This window comes from Rhodococcus sp. T2V (assembly GCF_029269925.1).
GTDB lineage: Bacteria > Actinomycetota > Actinomycetes > Mycobacteriales > Mycobacteriaceae > Rhodococcus_F > Rhodococcus_F koreensis.
This window is the reverse complement of the sequence record NZ_JARJBD010000004.1, coordinates 217,352-232,628: the sequence shown is the minus strand read 5'-3', so window position 1 is coordinate 232,628 and position 15,277 is coordinate 217,352. Positions and strand designations below refer to the sequence as shown.

Annotated in this window: 14 protein-coding genes; 9 read left to right on the top strand and 5 right to left on the bottom strand. The window is 63.6% G+C overall.

Features of this window, described 5'->3' with window-relative positions; all coding sequences use genetic code 11:
- The 5 genes from P3H15_RS05870 to P3H15_RS05850 all read right to left on the bottom strand — a co-directional run bounded on the left by P3H15_RS05870 (nt 1) and on the right by P3H15_RS05850 (nt 6,131).
- The gene (locus P3H15_RS05870) at nt 1–1,269 is read right to left on the bottom strand and encodes a dihydrolipoamide acetyltransferase family protein (protein WP_276136376.1); all 1,269 of its coding nucleotides are present in this window, start codon (nt 1,267–1,269) and stop codon (nt 1–3) included.
- Nucleotides 1,270–1,279: 10 nt separating this feature from the next.
- Complete coding sequence (locus tag P3H15_RS05865) at nt 1,280–2,257, bottom strand: alpha-ketoacid dehydrogenase subunit beta (RefSeq protein ID WP_072941363.1); 978 nt, start codon at nt 2,255–2,257, stop codon at nt 1,280–1,282.
- Nucleotides 2,254–3,306 (bottom strand): thiamine pyrophosphate-dependent enzyme, encoded by a 1,053-nt coding sequence (locus tag P3H15_RS05860; RefSeq protein WP_276136375.1) that lies wholly within the window; start codon nt 3,304–3,306, stop codon nt 2,254–2,256. Before P3H15_RS05860 ends, P3H15_RS05865 begins: the two co-directional genes overlap by 4 nt.
- Before the next feature lie 573 nt (nt 3,307–3,879).
- A complete protein-coding gene (locus tag P3H15_RS05855; protein ID WP_276136374.1) occupies nt 3,880–4,746 on the bottom strand; it encodes a sugar phosphate isomerase/epimerase in 867 nt (288 codons plus the stop codon).
- Nucleotides 4,747–4,757: 11 nt separating this feature from the next.
- On the bottom strand, nt 4,758–6,131 hold the full coding sequence (locus P3H15_RS05850; RefSeq protein ID WP_276136373.1) for an amidohydrolase family protein: 1,374 nt from the start codon (nt 6,129–6,131) through the stop codon (nt 4,758–4,760).
- Nucleotides 6,132–6,749: 618 nt separating this feature from the next.
- Between P3H15_RS05850 and P3H15_RS05845 the strand changes: the two genes are divergently transcribed.
- From P3H15_RS05845 to P3H15_RS05805, 9 genes are all read left to right on the top strand, one after another.
- Nucleotides 6,750–7,625 carry a cyclase family protein gene (locus P3H15_RS05845; RefSeq protein ID WP_219458585.1) on the top strand — a complete coding sequence of 292 codons (876 nt, stop codon included), beginning with the start codon at nt 6,750–6,752 and terminating at the stop codon, nt 7,623–7,625.
- Nucleotides 7,622–8,839 carry an acetyl-CoA hydrolase/transferase family protein gene (locus tag P3H15_RS05840; protein ID WP_276136372.1) on the top strand — a complete coding sequence of 406 codons (1,218 nt, stop codon included), beginning with the start codon at nt 7,622–7,624 and terminating at the stop codon, nt 8,837–8,839. The genes P3H15_RS05845 and P3H15_RS05840 overlap by 4 nt, the downstream gene beginning before the upstream one ends.
- A gap of 119 nt (nt 8,840–8,958) precedes the next feature.
- On the top strand, nt 8,959–9,843 hold the full coding sequence (locus P3H15_RS05835; protein WP_276136371.1) for a phosphotransferase family protein: 885 nt from the start codon (nt 8,959–8,961) through the stop codon (nt 9,841–9,843).
- Entirely contained in the window at nt 9,840–10,217 is a 378-nt protein-coding gene (locus P3H15_RS05830; RefSeq protein ID WP_276136370.1) for a hypothetical protein, read from the top strand. The genes P3H15_RS05835 and P3H15_RS05830 overlap by 4 nt, the downstream gene beginning before the upstream one ends.
- 21 nt (nt 10,218–10,238) lie before the next feature.
- Entirely contained in the window at nt 10,239–11,384 is a 1,146-nt protein-coding gene (locus tag P3H15_RS05825; protein ID WP_276136369.1) for a hypothetical protein, read from the top strand.
- Between the two features lie 392 nt (nt 11,385–11,776).
- Nucleotides 11,777–12,817 carry a substrate-binding domain-containing protein gene (locus tag P3H15_RS05820; RefSeq protein ID WP_276136368.1) on the top strand — a complete coding sequence of 347 codons (1,041 nt, stop codon included), beginning with the start codon at nt 11,777–11,779 and terminating at the stop codon, nt 12,815–12,817.
- Entirely contained in the window at nt 12,814–13,623 is an 810-nt protein-coding gene (locus tag P3H15_RS05815; protein ID WP_276136367.1) for an ABC transporter ATP-binding protein, read from the top strand. The genes P3H15_RS05820 and P3H15_RS05815 overlap by 4 nt, the downstream gene beginning before the upstream one ends.
- The gene (locus P3H15_RS05810) at nt 13,623–14,375 is read left to right on the top strand and encodes an ABC transporter ATP-binding protein (protein WP_276136366.1); all 753 of its coding nucleotides are present in this window, start codon (nt 13,623–13,625) and stop codon (nt 14,373–14,375) included. The genes P3H15_RS05815 and P3H15_RS05810 overlap by 1 nt, the downstream gene beginning before the upstream one ends.
- Complete coding sequence (locus P3H15_RS05805; protein ID WP_276136365.1) at nt 14,372–15,262, top strand: branched-chain amino acid ABC transporter permease; 891 nt, start codon at nt 14,372–14,374, stop codon at nt 15,260–15,262. Before P3H15_RS05810 ends, P3H15_RS05805 begins: the two co-directional genes overlap by 4 nt.
- Nucleotides 15,263–15,277: the final 15 nt, after the last annotated feature.

The following is a 15,277-nucleotide window of genomic DNA, read 5'->3' as shown; positions in this document are numbered from 1 at the left end:
TCATCCTTCCTCGACGAGAAGCTGCACCGGCGCCTCTAGCAGCGTGATCAGTGCCTGGCAGAAGCCGATCACGACGTCGCCGTCGACCAGCCTGTGGTCGGCGGAGTACGAGATCGGCAGCAACGTACGTGCGACAATTTCGCCGTCACGGACGACGGCCTGCGGGGTGGCGCGCCCGAAGCCCAGGATGCCGCCCTCGGGTGCGCGGATGATGGGGGTACCGAAGTTCCCGCCGAGCGGCCCGTGATTGCTGATGGTGAACGTGCCCTCCTGCATCTGCTCGATCGCCACCGTCCGGGTCCGTGCCGCGGCGGTGAGGGCTTCCACCTCGCGCGCGATGGCCAGCAGCGGCTTCCGGTCGGCGTCCTTGACCACCGGAATGACCAGACCGTCAGTGGTATTGACCGCAAATCCGACATTTCGCCGTGCCCGCACGACGATTTCCTGGGCTGCATCGTCGAAACTGGCGTTGGCCATGGGGAACTGGGCCAGCGCGAGCGCTGTGGCCTTCACCAGGAACGGGGTCAGTGTGAGGCCGATTCCCTTGGCCTCGGCTCCGGGCAGCAACGTCTTGCGCAGGGCGAGCAGATCCCCCACGTCCGCGTGGTGCATCGCGACGGTGTGCGGGATGTCGCGGAGTGCCCGGACCATCGCCTCCGCGGTACGCCGGCGCAACCCCCGGACCGGTATTCGCTGGTCTTCTGTGAGACGGGCCGGCTGGTGGAATCCGGACTCCGGAAGCGAGCGTTCGGTGGCTGCCGCCCCAGCGGGGCCGGAATTCTCCTGCGGCGCCCCGTGAACGGCAGCGCGAACGTCGTCGTCGCTGATGCGTCCTCCGGGCCCCGTGCCCACGAGGCCCTCGAGGCTCACGCCGACCTCCCTGGCGAGCCGCCGGGTCGCCGGCGTTGCCAGTGGCCGCTTCTGCACACCGGATCCGTGTGCACTCTGGGCAGTGTGATCGGCCGAGCCGGCCGGCGGCGCGGCTACCTCGCCGTCAACGGACTGCGCCGGCTCGGCCGGCGTGGGGGCCGCGCCATCGGCGATGACGATGAGACGTTCGCCGACCTGGACCATGGCGCCCTCTGGTGCACAGAGTTCGGCGACCTGGCCGGTTGCCGGGGAGGGCATTTCTACCAGCGCTTTATCGGTTTCGATCTCGGCGACGGGCTGGTCCTCGACGACCTGATCTCCTGGGCCGACGAGCCATCGGATTATTTCCGCCTCTGCGATGCCTTCGCCGATGTCGGGCAAGTGAAAGGTATAAGACATGTATCGATCCTCAGAAGTGGACGGCGGCGCGGATCGCGCGCAAGATTCGCCTCGCGTCGGGGATGTAGTGATCCTCGAGCTGGGGCATGGGAAACGGGATGTCATATCCGCCGACGCGGGTGACCGGGGCTTCGAGGTGGAGAAAAGCCTCTTCGGCGACGGTAGCGGCGACCTCGCCGGCAAACCCGCCGGTGTAAGGAGCCTCCTGAACTACGATCGCTCGGCCCGTGCGCGCCACAGCCTCACGTATGGTGTCGCAATCGAGCGGGACAAGTGAGCGCAGGTCGATGACTTGCACATCGATACCCTGCTCAGCGGCAGCAGCCGCGGCCTCCATTGCGACCTGGACCATCGCGCTCCACGCGATGACGGTGACGTCGGTCCCCTCACGTGCGATGCGCGCCTTACCGAACGGGACGAGGTGGTCACCGTCGGGAACGTCGTCGCGCACAAGCCGATAGCCACGGAGCGGCTCGAGGACGAAGATCGGATCCGGATCCCGAATTGCAGTGGCCAGCAACCCCTTCATGTCCGCTGCCGTCGCGGGGGCGACCAACCGCATCCCGGGGTTGTGGGCGAAGAGCGCTTCGAAGGCGTCGGAATGCAGTTCTGGGGTACGTACGCCACCGCCGAAGGGCGCGCGAATGGTCACCGGCATTGTCAGAGCACCGTTTGTGCGATAGCGCATTCGGGCGAGCTGATTGCCGAGCTGATGGAACCCTTGCTGAGTGAAGCCGAGGAACTGCATTTCGACGACGGGCACCAGGCCCGAGCCGGCGAGCCCGACGGCGGCGCCGATTATCCCCGCCTCACTGGTCGGCATGTCGAAGACGCGGTCCGCCCCGAACTCCGTCTGCAACCGGTCCGTCGCACGGAAGACGCCGCCCGACTTCCCGACATCCTCGCCGAGCAGGACAACCCGCTCGTCGCGGCGCATCTCTGCCTCGAGCGTGCTGCGCACCGCTTCCACCATGTTCATGCCGGTCATCGGTTCTCCTCGATACTGCTACGCAGTTCTTCCTGCTGGCGACGTAGTCGCATATCGGGCTCTGCGTAGAGGTGGTGAAGCATCTGCCCGGGGTCGGGTGGCGGCGTGGCATCGAATTCGGCAACTGCCGTGGCGATCTGGTCGTCGCACCAGGCGATCGTGTCGGCGTCAGCGGTGTCGTCCCACTGTCCGAGGCCGACCAGGTAGGCCCGGAACCGGTGGATCGGATCAACCCCGGCTGCCCGCTCGTCGAAGTCGGCGGGTCGGTAGCGCTTGGGGTCGTCGGCTGTCGAATGGGCGCCGAGCCGATGGCATCGCGCCTCGATCAGTGTCGGGCCGTCGCCGGCCTCGGCGCGGGTCCGCGCATCCGCGACGGCTGTGTAGACCGCGAGCACATCATTGCCGTCGACTGCGATCCCCGGAAATCCGTATCCTGCTGCGCGCAACGCCACGGACTCTGCGGCCGATTGCTCATGCCACGGGATCGAGATGGCCCAGCCATTGTTCTGGCACACCATGACGAGTGGCGCACGTTTGACGCCTGCGATATTGCACGCCTCGTGAAAGTCGCCCTCATTGGAGGCGCCGTCGCCGAACTGGGTCAGTACCACGCCCGGCTTGCCCTGCAGTCGCATTCCCCATGCGACCCCGACCGCGTGAGGCAGGTGCGCGCCCAGCGCGACTTGCTGCGGCCACAACCTGCCGTGGGACGGCAGGGCCGAGCCCGCGGGGTGCCCCATCCGCTGCAGAAGGTAGGTGGATAACGGCAATCCCCAGTGCAGCATCGTAAGTTGTTCACGGTACTGGGGCACGAAGTGGTCTACTTCGGCATCCATCGCGTACGCCGCGCCGACCGCGGCGGCCTCCTGCCCGGACAGCGGCGGGTAGGTGCCGAGTTTCCCCCTGCGCTGCAATGAAATTGCCTTCTGGTCCAGGCGGCGTCCAAGCATCATCAGGCGCAGCATCGCACGCTGGCGCTCCGGCTCGATCTGCGGCGGCTCCCCTACCAGCATTCCGTTCTCGTCGAGTATCCGCGCAGGCGTCAGCACGTGCGCTGACGCGCTTGCATTCGACGTGTTTGTACCGTTCATGACGTCCTTTTCTGCCGTCGGGGACGGCGTCCGCGATGGCGGTCCGCACTCGCCCCCTCCGCGTCCTGGTCGGCCGCGTCTCGCTGGCGGCGCTGCTACCCTCGGGAGCGGACCGCGGCGATGGTCTTCGTAAATTCGAAATTGAATTCCTAACATCGAATACTCGTCGCTCGGGTACACCATGTCAACCCTCATTTCTTTCGCGGCACCCCAATTCGGTCTCGTGTATCGCCACATGCCGGCGAGCCGGAGGCCCGTGGGCCTCCGGCTTGCCGGCCAGCTATTGATCTGCGTGCCTGAATGATTCGGCCCGAACGGCAAGGGCCGTACGCATCCCACCGCCACGAAGAGCATGGAGACCGAACCCTGCGAAAAGGCATGACCGTGTGTTCATGTCGATCAGACTCGCAATCACGCGGCGAGTGTGACGGCGGTGATCTACCTGCTTCACTACCTGCATTTCCTACATAGGTATGCCCGTGGACCCAGCGATGTACGCCCTGGGTTCATTCTGGCCCGGCACGCACGAACCTATTTCCCTGCCAGCGCTTCGATCGCGCCGCCGTAGCAGCGGCGTGCTGCCTCGGCGGGTTCGAGTCGGGCAAGTTCGTCCGAAATCACCTCGACGGACACCGGCGCGGTCACACCGCCCTCGGTCACGGCGTCGACGAAACCGTCGAGGTCGAAGTCACCGGTGCCCGGCACCGCCCGATGGTGAAGGGTCTCCACCAAGAAGTCGGGATCGGCGGGATCCTTTGGACCGTCGTTGATCTGGATCATCGTGACTCGTCGAGACGGAATCGATCGCAGCATCTCGAGGTCGTTGGCTCCGCGCGTGTGGTGCCACGAATCGACGCACAGGCCGGCATTGTCCCGGCCGGACTGCTCGACGATCGAGAGAGCCGTGCCGGCGTCCGGGATATTGGTCGTCGGCACGAACTCGAGAGCGATCTGCAGCCCGACGTCGGCCGCACGATCGCAGAGCGATGCGAATCGCTCCACGACGTCGGGTTCCAGATCCGTTCGGTCGAATGCCCCGACAGCTTGCAAGTGCCGTGCGCCGAACAGTTCGGCCATGGCCCAAAACTCGTTCAGGTCGTCGGGGCTGGTGTAGACGAGCCCACCGCCGAACGGCACGCCGGTCTCGGCCGTGGGAACGGCAAACCCGAATACTGCTTCGAGCTCGACGATCTCCAGACCGTTGTCGACCACGACGGCCTGGAGCTCCTTCGGGCTCATCTCCTCCGCGACGACCCGACGGTAGGTGTCCAGGCTGATGCCCAGCGCGTCGAAACCGGCGGCCGCCGCCACCTCGATGCGTTCTCGAAAGCTGGCCGTCGTCACAGTGGTCATGTTGGCCAGCACCACGTACTGCTGGCGACCATTTACCTCGATCATTCGCTTACCCGCTACCGAAGAACCGGCTCGGGGGCGCCCGCCGCGGACGCGCTGATCGACCATTTCTCGACGTCACCGCTGCGCGAGAGCGGCGGTTCCTTGTGCCAGACGCCATCCTTCATGATGCCGGTGAACGTCGACTGATTCTGCAGGATCGCGATGTCCTCCAATGGGTCACCATCGAGAACCAGCAGGTCGGCGAGGTAGCCGGCCTTGGTGCAGCCCAAATCGTCCGGTTGGAGCATCAGCTCGCCACCGAGGCGGGTTGCGGACTCGATGGCCTCCATCGGGCTGAACTCCAGGAAGTTTACGAAATGCTCCAGGTCCCGGGCGTTGTTGCCCATCGGGTTCCAGGGCACGAAGTAGTCACCGCCGGGCAACACTCGAACTCCGCGCTTCTTGAGCTCGATCATGTTCGCGATCAGGCTCTCGAGCTGTTCGTCGAGACCCATGGAAGCAGTGACTTCCGGGGTCAGCCCCCAGTCGCCGGCCTCGTACCTCGACGTGTGGAGGAAGCCGAAGGCCGGGGCCACGAAGTGCTTGTCCTTGTTCTCGGCCACCAGGTCGAGACCGTCCTCGTCGGTGAAATCGGCATGGAAGATGATCTCGATGCCGTGGCGGACGCACATCTTCACCGATTCCGCGCTTCGGGCGTGTGCCGCCACGCGTTTTCCGCGAGCGTGGGCCACCTGGCACGTGGCGGCAACCTCCTCGTCGGTCATGGTGGTCATGCGACCTTTGGCATAGGGAATGAACTCGTCACCAGAGATGTCGAGCTTCATATGGTCGACGCCTTCACGCATGTACCACCGCGTCGTCTGGCGGAATTGATCCACGCCATCGCAGACGTGTTCAACGGATTGCCGATGCATGTGCGGCAGCCGAACATCGCCGACTCCTCCGGTGACGGTCAGCTCGGGGGACGCGACCAGCATGCGCGGTCCGATCAGGTTGCCCGCGTTGATCTCGTTCCGGACAACCAGGTCCAGTCGTGGCTTCGCCGATGCGGCGCACAGAATGCTGGTGAACCCCTGATCCAGCATCAGCCGCGCGTTGCGAGCGGTGAGCAACGTGTGCTCCTCGACCGGCAAATTGCCCATTTTGGCAAGGTCGATCTCGGGAAGGAAGCTCGGATGCGAGTGAGCATCGATCAGTCCCGGCATGACCGTCGCGCCGCCGACGTCTATGACTGTGGCGTCGGGGTCCTGCCCGTTTCCGGTCCCCTCGGCAGCGACACTTACGATCCTCTGCCCTTCGATCACGATTTCGGCGAGATACGGCTCTGCCCCCGTCCCATCGATCAGCCGTGCGTTGCGAAGCTTGATCGTCACGATTTTCTCCTTCTCAGCCTCGGGGAATCCAGGATTGGTGAAGCGCAGCGGCAAGGCCCGGACAGGATTGTCCGTTCCACTTCCAGGGGCATAGGGCGCCCTTCGAGCGTCGCTTCGGTGAGCGGAATGCGACCCCTGCGCACTCTTCCTAAATTCGGAATCATTTTCCTAGTTGTGAAATGTGTCACCGGACCGTGGGGCTTGTCAAGAGAAATCCCGCATTGGCCGGATAGTCGCGAGGAGGCAAGTCGGCAAACTTGACACCGGCACGGCCCGCCTTCCGCATTACTGCCGTCGCGCAGTAGACGGGTCCGACGGCCTGGGCCGTGCTCGCATGCAATTGACTTCTCCCGCTTCGCTTGTCGCGCCGTTGCGCCGAAGTCGCCCGGACAGGGGCAATTCACGCACGCGGGGCGCAGGCGACCCCGAGCGGTCCGAAGACGCCCACCTGCCCGGACCCTTGACGTCGCCGTGCACGGATCGCTAGCATTCGAATATGCGAAACCAATTTCGAAAACCCGAGAGATTGAGGGTTGCCGGTTCACCGTCGCGGGCTCGCGGAGCGGAACCCCAAGAGGAGATAGATCGCAATGTGCCATCACGGCTCGAAGAACCATGACTGACCCACCTGCGCGGCGAGCCGGCACAACTGACACAGGATCGGAGTTGCGCATGAGCAACAACTGGGGACGGTGGGGCGCCGACGACGAAGCCGGTGCGCTCAATCTCGTCACAACCGGCGTGACGCGCAGAGCCGCGGGCTTGGTCGCCACCGGACAGACGCTGTCACTGGCCCAACCTCTCGGCCCGAAGACACCTGCGCCCGGCCACCGGCAGCAGCCGTCGCGGTTCATGAACCGCGACGCCGGCGACTACGCGCTCGGCGCACGCACGCCGGGAGGATTCAAATTCGCCGAGGACACAGTGCAATTCGCGACGCACAGTGGTACTCACGTCGACGCGCTGTCCCATGCGTGGTCGGGGGACGAACTCTACAACGGGCATTCGTCTGCCCTCACCAGAAGTACGCAGGGCGCACAGCGGTGCGGCGCCGAGAAGCTCGCACCGGTCGCCACCCGTGGCATTCTCGTCGACTTGGTACGCGCATCCGGTCAGCCGCTCGCCCCGCAGACCGCGGTCGGCCCGGAAGACCTCGAGCGTGGCATTTCCGAAGCCGGCGTGTCGGTTGAGCCGGGCGACGCTGTACTGATCCGGACCGGGTGGTGGGAATCGAAGGGATCGAGCGACTCCTATTTCGCGGACGAACCCGGCATAACCGAAGAGGCCGCCCGCTGGCTCGCGAGCCGTGACGTGGCGCTGGTCGGTGCGGACAATTACGCGGTCGAACAGCAATCGGCTGAACCCGGCTTTCCGGCGCATCTGGTGCTCCTCCACCAGTTCGGCGTGCCGCTGATCGAGAACCTGGATCTCGCGGAACTCGCGGAGGCGCTGTCCGTCCTCGACCGTTCGACGTTCTTCCTGCTGTTCGCCCCGATCCCCCTCGTCGGCTCGACCGGAACTCCGGTGACGCCCGTGGCGGTCCTGTGAACAGCAACTGGCCTGCCGATCTCGTGCGGCCCGGAGACCTGGTTGTGGTGGCGCAAGGCGTCGGGGAGCCGACGCCACTGCTCGATCAGCTCCTCGCGGCCTGCCCACCCGACGTCGAGATCTTCGTCGGACTCAGCCACAGCGATGCGCTCACAGGATCCGCGCCGCAGCGTCCGCTCGTGTCCTTCGGCGCCATGGGGCCGCTCGGCAAGCTCGCGGCCACCGGCCACGCCGAGGTAATCCCCTGCAATTTCGACGACCTGCCACGCCTGTTGCCTTTGCGTGCCCGGAGCAACCTCGTGCTCCCGATGCAAGTGTCCCCCGCTGATTCGCAGGGATGCCACGGCTTGGGAATGGCGATGGACTACACCTACGAACTGATCTCGCAAGCACGAACCGTGGTGGCCGAGGTCAATGCCGCGATGCCGACCACGTCCGCGCCTACACTTCCGGCCTCCACGTTCGACGCCGTTATCCACACGTCCCGGCCTCTTCCGATTGTGTCCACACCAGCAGTGGATGAAGATCACCACGGAATCGCCAGGCATATCCTGCCGCTGATCCCTGACGGCGGGACCATCCAACTCGGCATCGGCGCGGTCCCCTCAGCCATCGGGAAGGCGCTGACCGCACGCCGCGGATTGCGTGTTCGATCGACCCTCGCCGGCGACTGGCTGCTGGATCTACATCGCGCTGGATCACTCTGCGAAGAGCCCGGTTCGGTCATCATCAGCGAGGCCGCGGGCTCCGAGGAACTGTACGAACACATCGCCACGTCGACAGCGTGGGTACGGCCGGTCGCCGAGGTAATCGGTCCGGCAGCCGCAGCGTCGATCCCGCGACTGTTCGCAGTGAACTCGGCACTGCAGGTAGACCTCACCGGTCAAGTCAATGCCGAAGAGATCGACAGCAGATATTTGGGAGCGACCGGTGGGCAAGCAGAATTCCTGCGGGCCGCTCAGCGCTCGCCCGGCGGGGCATCGATCGTCGCGCTCGCTGCGACGGCAAACGGCGGACGAACCTCCCGGATCGTTCGACAACTGCAGCCCCCGACCGTTACGACGCCGCGAACGAGCATCGACTTTGTGGCCACCGAGTTCGGCGTCGTCGATCTCAGAGGGCGGACCCTGCGCGAACGCGCCGACGCCATGATCGCGATCGCGGCGCCTCAGCACCGATCGAGTCTTCACGAACAGAACGGACACCAACGATGACACCACCATCCGAAATCGACGACCGTCTCACCAGATTCCTGTCCGACCAACTGAATGGGGCCGGTGCTCGAGTAGTAGGCCTGAACCGCATCGGTGTCGGCAGGTCCCGGGACAATTGGGTGTTCGACCTGGTGACCGACCACAATGGCACCGAGCATTGCGAGCCTTTGATCCTGCGCAGCGACCCGGACGGAGGCCTGGTCGACACAGACCGCAACGTGGAGTTCGCTTTGCTCGGAATACTGGAGAACAGCGATCTGCCAACCCCGGGTGCCCGCTGGCTCGACGCCGACGGGCGATGGCTCGGCCGGCCCTCGCTGATCATGCAGCGGTGCCCGGGGGACTGCGATTACCGGGTGCTTTCGGACTCGCAACGCTCGATCACTCAGCGGCGGGCCCTTGCCGAAAGCTTCTGCGACCTCATGGCGCAAGTTCACAGCACCGATTGGCAGGCACTCGGGTTGTCAGCGGTACTCGATGGTTCCGGCCAGCTCGGTGCGCCTGCCGAACTCGACGCCTGGGAGAAGGTTCTGCGTCAAAACCAGCTGGAGCCATTGCCCGAGTTGGATTTTGCGATTGCGGTTCTACGAGCGTCAGCACCCGAACCGGCGCGCACCGCTCTGGTCCACGCCGATTTCAAGCCCGGCAACATTCTGTTGGACGGTGATCGGATTACCGCACTGCTCGACTGGGAGTTGGCTCATCTCGGCGATCCGCTCGAGGACGTCGGCTGGGTGACGCAGCCGCTGCGCAGGGCGGAGCACCTGATCGACGGAGCGTGGGATGCCGACGACCTGATCGCGCATTACGAGAAAGCCACAGGATTCGACGTCGACCGCAGCAGCCTCCGATGGTGGCAGGCCTTTTCGACGTTCAAGACCGCGGTGATGCAGGTCAGCGGCCTGCGATCGTTTCTCGACGGCCGTAGCGACGAGCCGTTTCGTCCCACTCGCCGGGTGCTTTCCACACTGCTCGATTTCGTAGTCAAGGAGGACTTCCGGTGAGACCGACCATTCACGAGCAATTGTCCGGGGTTGATCGGCTTCTCGATCTCGCTGACGAATCCCATTCGCTTCCGGCCGAAACGTCCGAATTGCTGAGCAACGCGCGCCGACTGATCAAGCGGGTTGCCACATCATGGGACACGGCATTGCCTTTCCTCCTGGACGACAACGCGCGGCTCACCGAACTCCTGAACGGCGCCGAGGCGCAGGAACCTGTCCCAACCGACATCACAGCTGTCGCCACGCGAAACGAGGAGCTACGAGGATCGTTGGCTCAGCTCATCTCCACCATTCCCAGAGACCCCGAGTTTCGACAGCGTCGGGCCGAGATCGGACAGTACCTGCAGTGGCGGGTTGCCACCGATCCCGCCTAACAGCCAGAAAGACGAGCAAACGTGAACGCACTACCACCAGAATCGATCTCCGGCGACGAGCACTTGGCCGAACAGTTCCCGCTGTCGCCGATAGATGACTATTTCGTCCACCAAACCCCGGATCCCGTGCGGGTCATGTGGACAGGGGATCCCCGGGCGTACGAGCGCCACTGGGTGGTGATCCACGACGACACCGGCGAGTTGCTGATCGCCACGGGCGGCAGCCTCTATCCGAACCTCGATCGGGCCGAGGCCTACGCGATCGTCAACTCGAAAGGCCGACATACCACCGTCCGGAGTTTTCGCTCGATCGGCGCGGATCGCACCGACCTTCGCGTGGGACCGATCGTGCCCACGATTGTTCGCGGTCTGCGGGAGTGGCGCTACGTCCTCGAGCCGAACGAGTGGGGGGTCAGCTACGATCTGACGTTCCACGACACCACCCGGCAGGTTTTTCGCGAGCCGGTGTCGGACTCTGCGCACGGCTTTCCGACTGGCCGCCGCAACGATGTCACCAGCGGATTCGAATGCTTCGGATCGGTGACCGGATGGGTCGAGATCGAGGGCGAGCGAACCACTTTGGGTCCGAATGCCGCAGGCACGAGGGATCGTCACTGGGGCACCGGCCGCGGTGTCGGTGGACCGGAGTTGTCTCTGGGAGGTCGCCTGCACGTAGGGACCAACGGCAACGCGTTCGTGGCATTTCCGGACTGGGCGCTGTGGGGCGACCGACTGTTCTACCCATTCGGCGACCCGGCATCGGGTTCGACACGAGTTTTCAAGCCCACCCGCCGGTTCCGGTTCGATCCGGACACGGACATCTTCGTCGAAGCCATCGTCGACTACGAGTTCGACAACGGCAAGCAAGTCCAACTCCACTACGAGCGCGTAGGTCAGCAGACGGCCTATCTGCGATGCGGAATGTATGGCGGCACACCGGATCGCGACATCCACCAAGGAGGTTACGACGGCCCCGACCTGACCGAGGGAGAAACCTATGATCTGAGCCGACCGGAGACCCGGATAGGCATCCGCGGCCTCGACGAGCATCTCTGCCGCGTCACACGTGATGACGGTCAGACCGCTCTCGGGATATACCAGACCATCGACCCCGTGGCCTATGAAGTATGCGTGTCGGGCAGGAAGGGCTGGAACCTCCTCGTCTGAGAAGCACCAGGCCAGGACGGTATGGACCGTACAGCCGAAACTCTCTGAAACCCTTGACTTCAGCCATCGCTCGCGAGATTCTGATAATCGGAACGCATTTCGAGTCCATGAATTCTGAATCTCCTGTGACCGTGGCGAACCAATCAAAATACGGTCGAAGACCACGAGATTGACCACTTCTGACGCAGCATGGAGCGATTTCGGCCAGTCGCATTCCTCAGATGCAGGCATTTCGTGCAACGAGAATCTTCCTGAAGGGGCAAATTGTGGTGATTCTACGAAGTGCACGGCGAGGCGCGTGTGTACTGTCCGCAGCGTTGCTGGCATCGGCCGGGTTGGTCGCTTGCAGCGCGACGGGTTCCGGCACATCGGGAGATGCGATACGAGTGGGCGTGACAACGTCGCTCACCGGATCGTTCGGTACCTACGGAAACATGATCAAGGACGGACTGGAGGCCGGCCTGTACTGCAGCACCGAAGGCACCAACGAAGTCGACGGCAAGCCAATCGAATTCGTCTACGCCGATGACGGCGGCGATCCCGAGCAGACGCTCGCCGCGGCCACCAGGATGGTTGGTGACGGGATCAACATCCTCACCGGCACCACGTCGTCCGCCGCCGCGATGCAACTCGGCCACTTCGCCGAGCAACAGAATCTCCTGTACATCTCCGGCGCCGCGGGGATCGATGATGTCACCGGTCTGAACGCCAACACTTTCCGTGCCTCGCGACAGGCGTATCAGGAAGCGGCCGCCCTGAGCAGCGTCCTTGAGAAGAACAATAACAAGACGGTAGTCCTTGCCCAGGACTACGCATTCGGACAGAAGTACGCCTCTACGATCACCGGCATCCTCGAATCGAGCGGATCTGAAGTAGAGAAAGTGCTTGTGCCTTTGGACACGAATGAGTTCACGCCCTACGCGCGGCGAATCAGCGAGTTGAAGCCCGATCTACTGATTGTTGTCTATTACGGCGATGGGGCTCCGTCCATGTGGCAAGCGATGTCGCAACAAGGGATCTTGGACACGACCACGGTGGCGAGCGTGCTGGTCGAGAAGCCGCACTGGTCAATCTATGGTGACGCCGCCGAGAAGATCAACTTCGTGACGCACTATTACCCGGGCGCACCAGGCGGCGAAATGAACGAATGCCTGACTGAGCGAGTACCAACTGCCGACCTGTCCACCCACGACGGATTCGTCGCCGCGCAGCAGATCGTGCACGCACTCTCCACTGCGGGCCCCGACGACGTCGAAGGCATGATCGAGGCACTCGACGGGTGGTCATTCGAGGCGCCGAAAGGACCTATGACAATCCGCTCGGGTGACCACGCCCTACTTCAGGACATGTACCTCGTCTCGCTCAGTGACAGCGATGGCGAATTGGTCGCCCACACAGTCGGAAACGTCGGCAGTGAGGCAGCGAAACCATGAACGATACTGCAGCACTTGCCCGGACGCTGCCGTCCTCACAGGCACTGGGACCCGCGATCGAATATGCGCTCGAGACAGTCGATCTCTCCTGGAGTGTTGGCGGATTCGCCATCGTCAGCAATGTCGGACTCCGTGTCCGGCGTGGCGAGTTTCTCACCGTTATCGGGCCCAACGGGGCCGGCAAGAGCACGTTGATGAATCTCCTGTCAGGGGTGTATCGCCCCTCATCGGGTTCAGTCCACTTCGATGGTCAGGACATCACCAGGATGGGAGCCGCACCCCGTGTCCGGCGCGGCCTGGGACGGACGTTCCAGACATCGAGCCTGTTTGCGGGATTGACGGTCCTCGAGAACGCACGGTTGGCAGCCCAGGCTGCGCTGGGCGGCAGCATGAACCTCTGGGGCAGGCCATCGGCCCACGATCGAGCCACAGAGCGTGCGCGAGAGCACCTCGAAGAGGTCGGCCTGCACGACATGGGCGGAAACATCGTGTCCGACCTACCGTACGGAGACAAGCGGAAGCTCGAGATAGCCCTCGCGTTGTGCGCGCGCCCGCGCGTCCTGCTCTTGGATGAACCGACGGCCGGCGTCTCGGCCGAAGATGTCCACGCGCTGATCGACGTTGTACGGGCAGTGCACGACTCGGGCCGTACGGTGGTGATGGTCGAGCATCGAATGGATCTGGTTCTCGAAGCGTCAGATCGTATTGCCGTCATGCAAGACGGCGGTCTTCTCCTGTGCGATGATCCGAACGCAGTGATGTCCGATCCGCGGGTCCAAGCCGCCTACCTCGGGCCGGAGTTCTGATGTCCGCCGGCGACGCGGCCCTGTCCGTGCGAGACCTTCAGGTTCACCGCGGCGAAGCACATGTTCTGGAAGGTGTGTCATTCGAGGTACGTCCACGTCGTGTCACCGCACTGCTCGGTCGCAACGGTGCGGGGAAGACGACAACCTTGATGACAATTCTCGGTTTGCTGGAGGGCAGCGGCAGCATCAGGCTCTACGGTGAAGAGACCTTGGGCGTGCCGACCCACCACCTGGTCCGCCGAGGTATCGGATACGTGCCCGAGGACCGCGAGGTATTCGGCACGTTGACTGTCGCCGAGAATCTTCGATTGGCTGCGCGGACACCGGAGGCGACCCAACGACTGGACCTCGTACACGAACTGTTTCCAGACTTGCTGCGCAGGAGCGCTCAGCGGGCGGGAGCGCTGTCCGGCGGCCAGCAGCAGATGGTGGCGATCGCGCGTGCCATCCTGAACCCGAACCGCTTGCTCCTCATCGACGAGCCGAGCAAGGGATTGGCGCCCATCGTGGTCGGCCAGGTAGTCGAGGCTCTGGCGAAGGCCGCCAGCGCCACCACAATCTTGCTGGTCGACCAGAACATCCGAGTCGCGCAGCGCTTGGCCACCGATGCCATCGTGCTGGACCACGGCGCAGTTGTATTCACCGGTTCGATGGAGGATTTGGCTGCGGATGCAGATCTCACGCAGCGCTACCTCGGTGTCGCGCCGTCTTCCCGCGACAGCAACACGATCGGGAAGGGGTCTGCACGATGACAACCCTCATCGTCCTCACTGCTACAAGCCTCGGTCTCGCGGGCCTGTATTTCCTCCTGTCTTCAGGGCTTTCCCTGATATTCGGTTTGATGGACGTCCTGAATGTTGCGCATGCCGCAATCTTTGGGGTGGGCGGATATGCGGCCTGGGTCGTCATGGACCGGTTCAACTTGATAGATTCCCTCGCTGCGCGTTTCGCGGTCGCCACAGTTGTGGCGGTCATATTCGGATGCGTTCTAGGATATTTCGTAGAGCGGACGCTGATAGCGCGCAACTACGGTGATCACCTCACACAGATCCTCATCACGTTGGGGCTCGCATTCGTCATGGAGGGGCTCATCGGCGGTATTTTCTCGTACTCGCCGCAGTCGATCGCACAGCCAGCCTGGTTCACCGACGTCACGGTGATCCTCGGTGGACGCATTCCCAACAGTAGAATCCTTATCTTCGGTATATCAGCCTTGGTGCTGGTGAGCTTGCTGGTCTTCATGAAGAAGAGCAAGTACGGGTTGATCATCCGCGCAGGTGTCGAGAACAGGCGGATGGTTCAGGCGCTGGGTATTGACGTCGCGCGGAGCTTCACCTTCGTGTTCGTACTGGGCGCAGCCTTGGCCTGCCTGGGTGGCGCGCTGGGCGCGGTCTACTTCACGGGAATTACTCCTGCTCTCGGTCCGAATCTGTTGATCTTCGCTTTCATCGTGGTGATTATCGGCGGACTCGGATCAATCGGCGGCACTGCCATCGCTGCCGCTCTCGTCGCCTTCACTCAGCAAATCGTGAACTTCTACGTGAGCACCGGACTGGGCGACATCGCCGTCGTCGGTCTGCTTGCGGCTGTGCTCTTACTGCGCCCACAGGGCTTGCTCGGAAGGGTTGCATCAGCATGATTCCGTTTTCCAGTA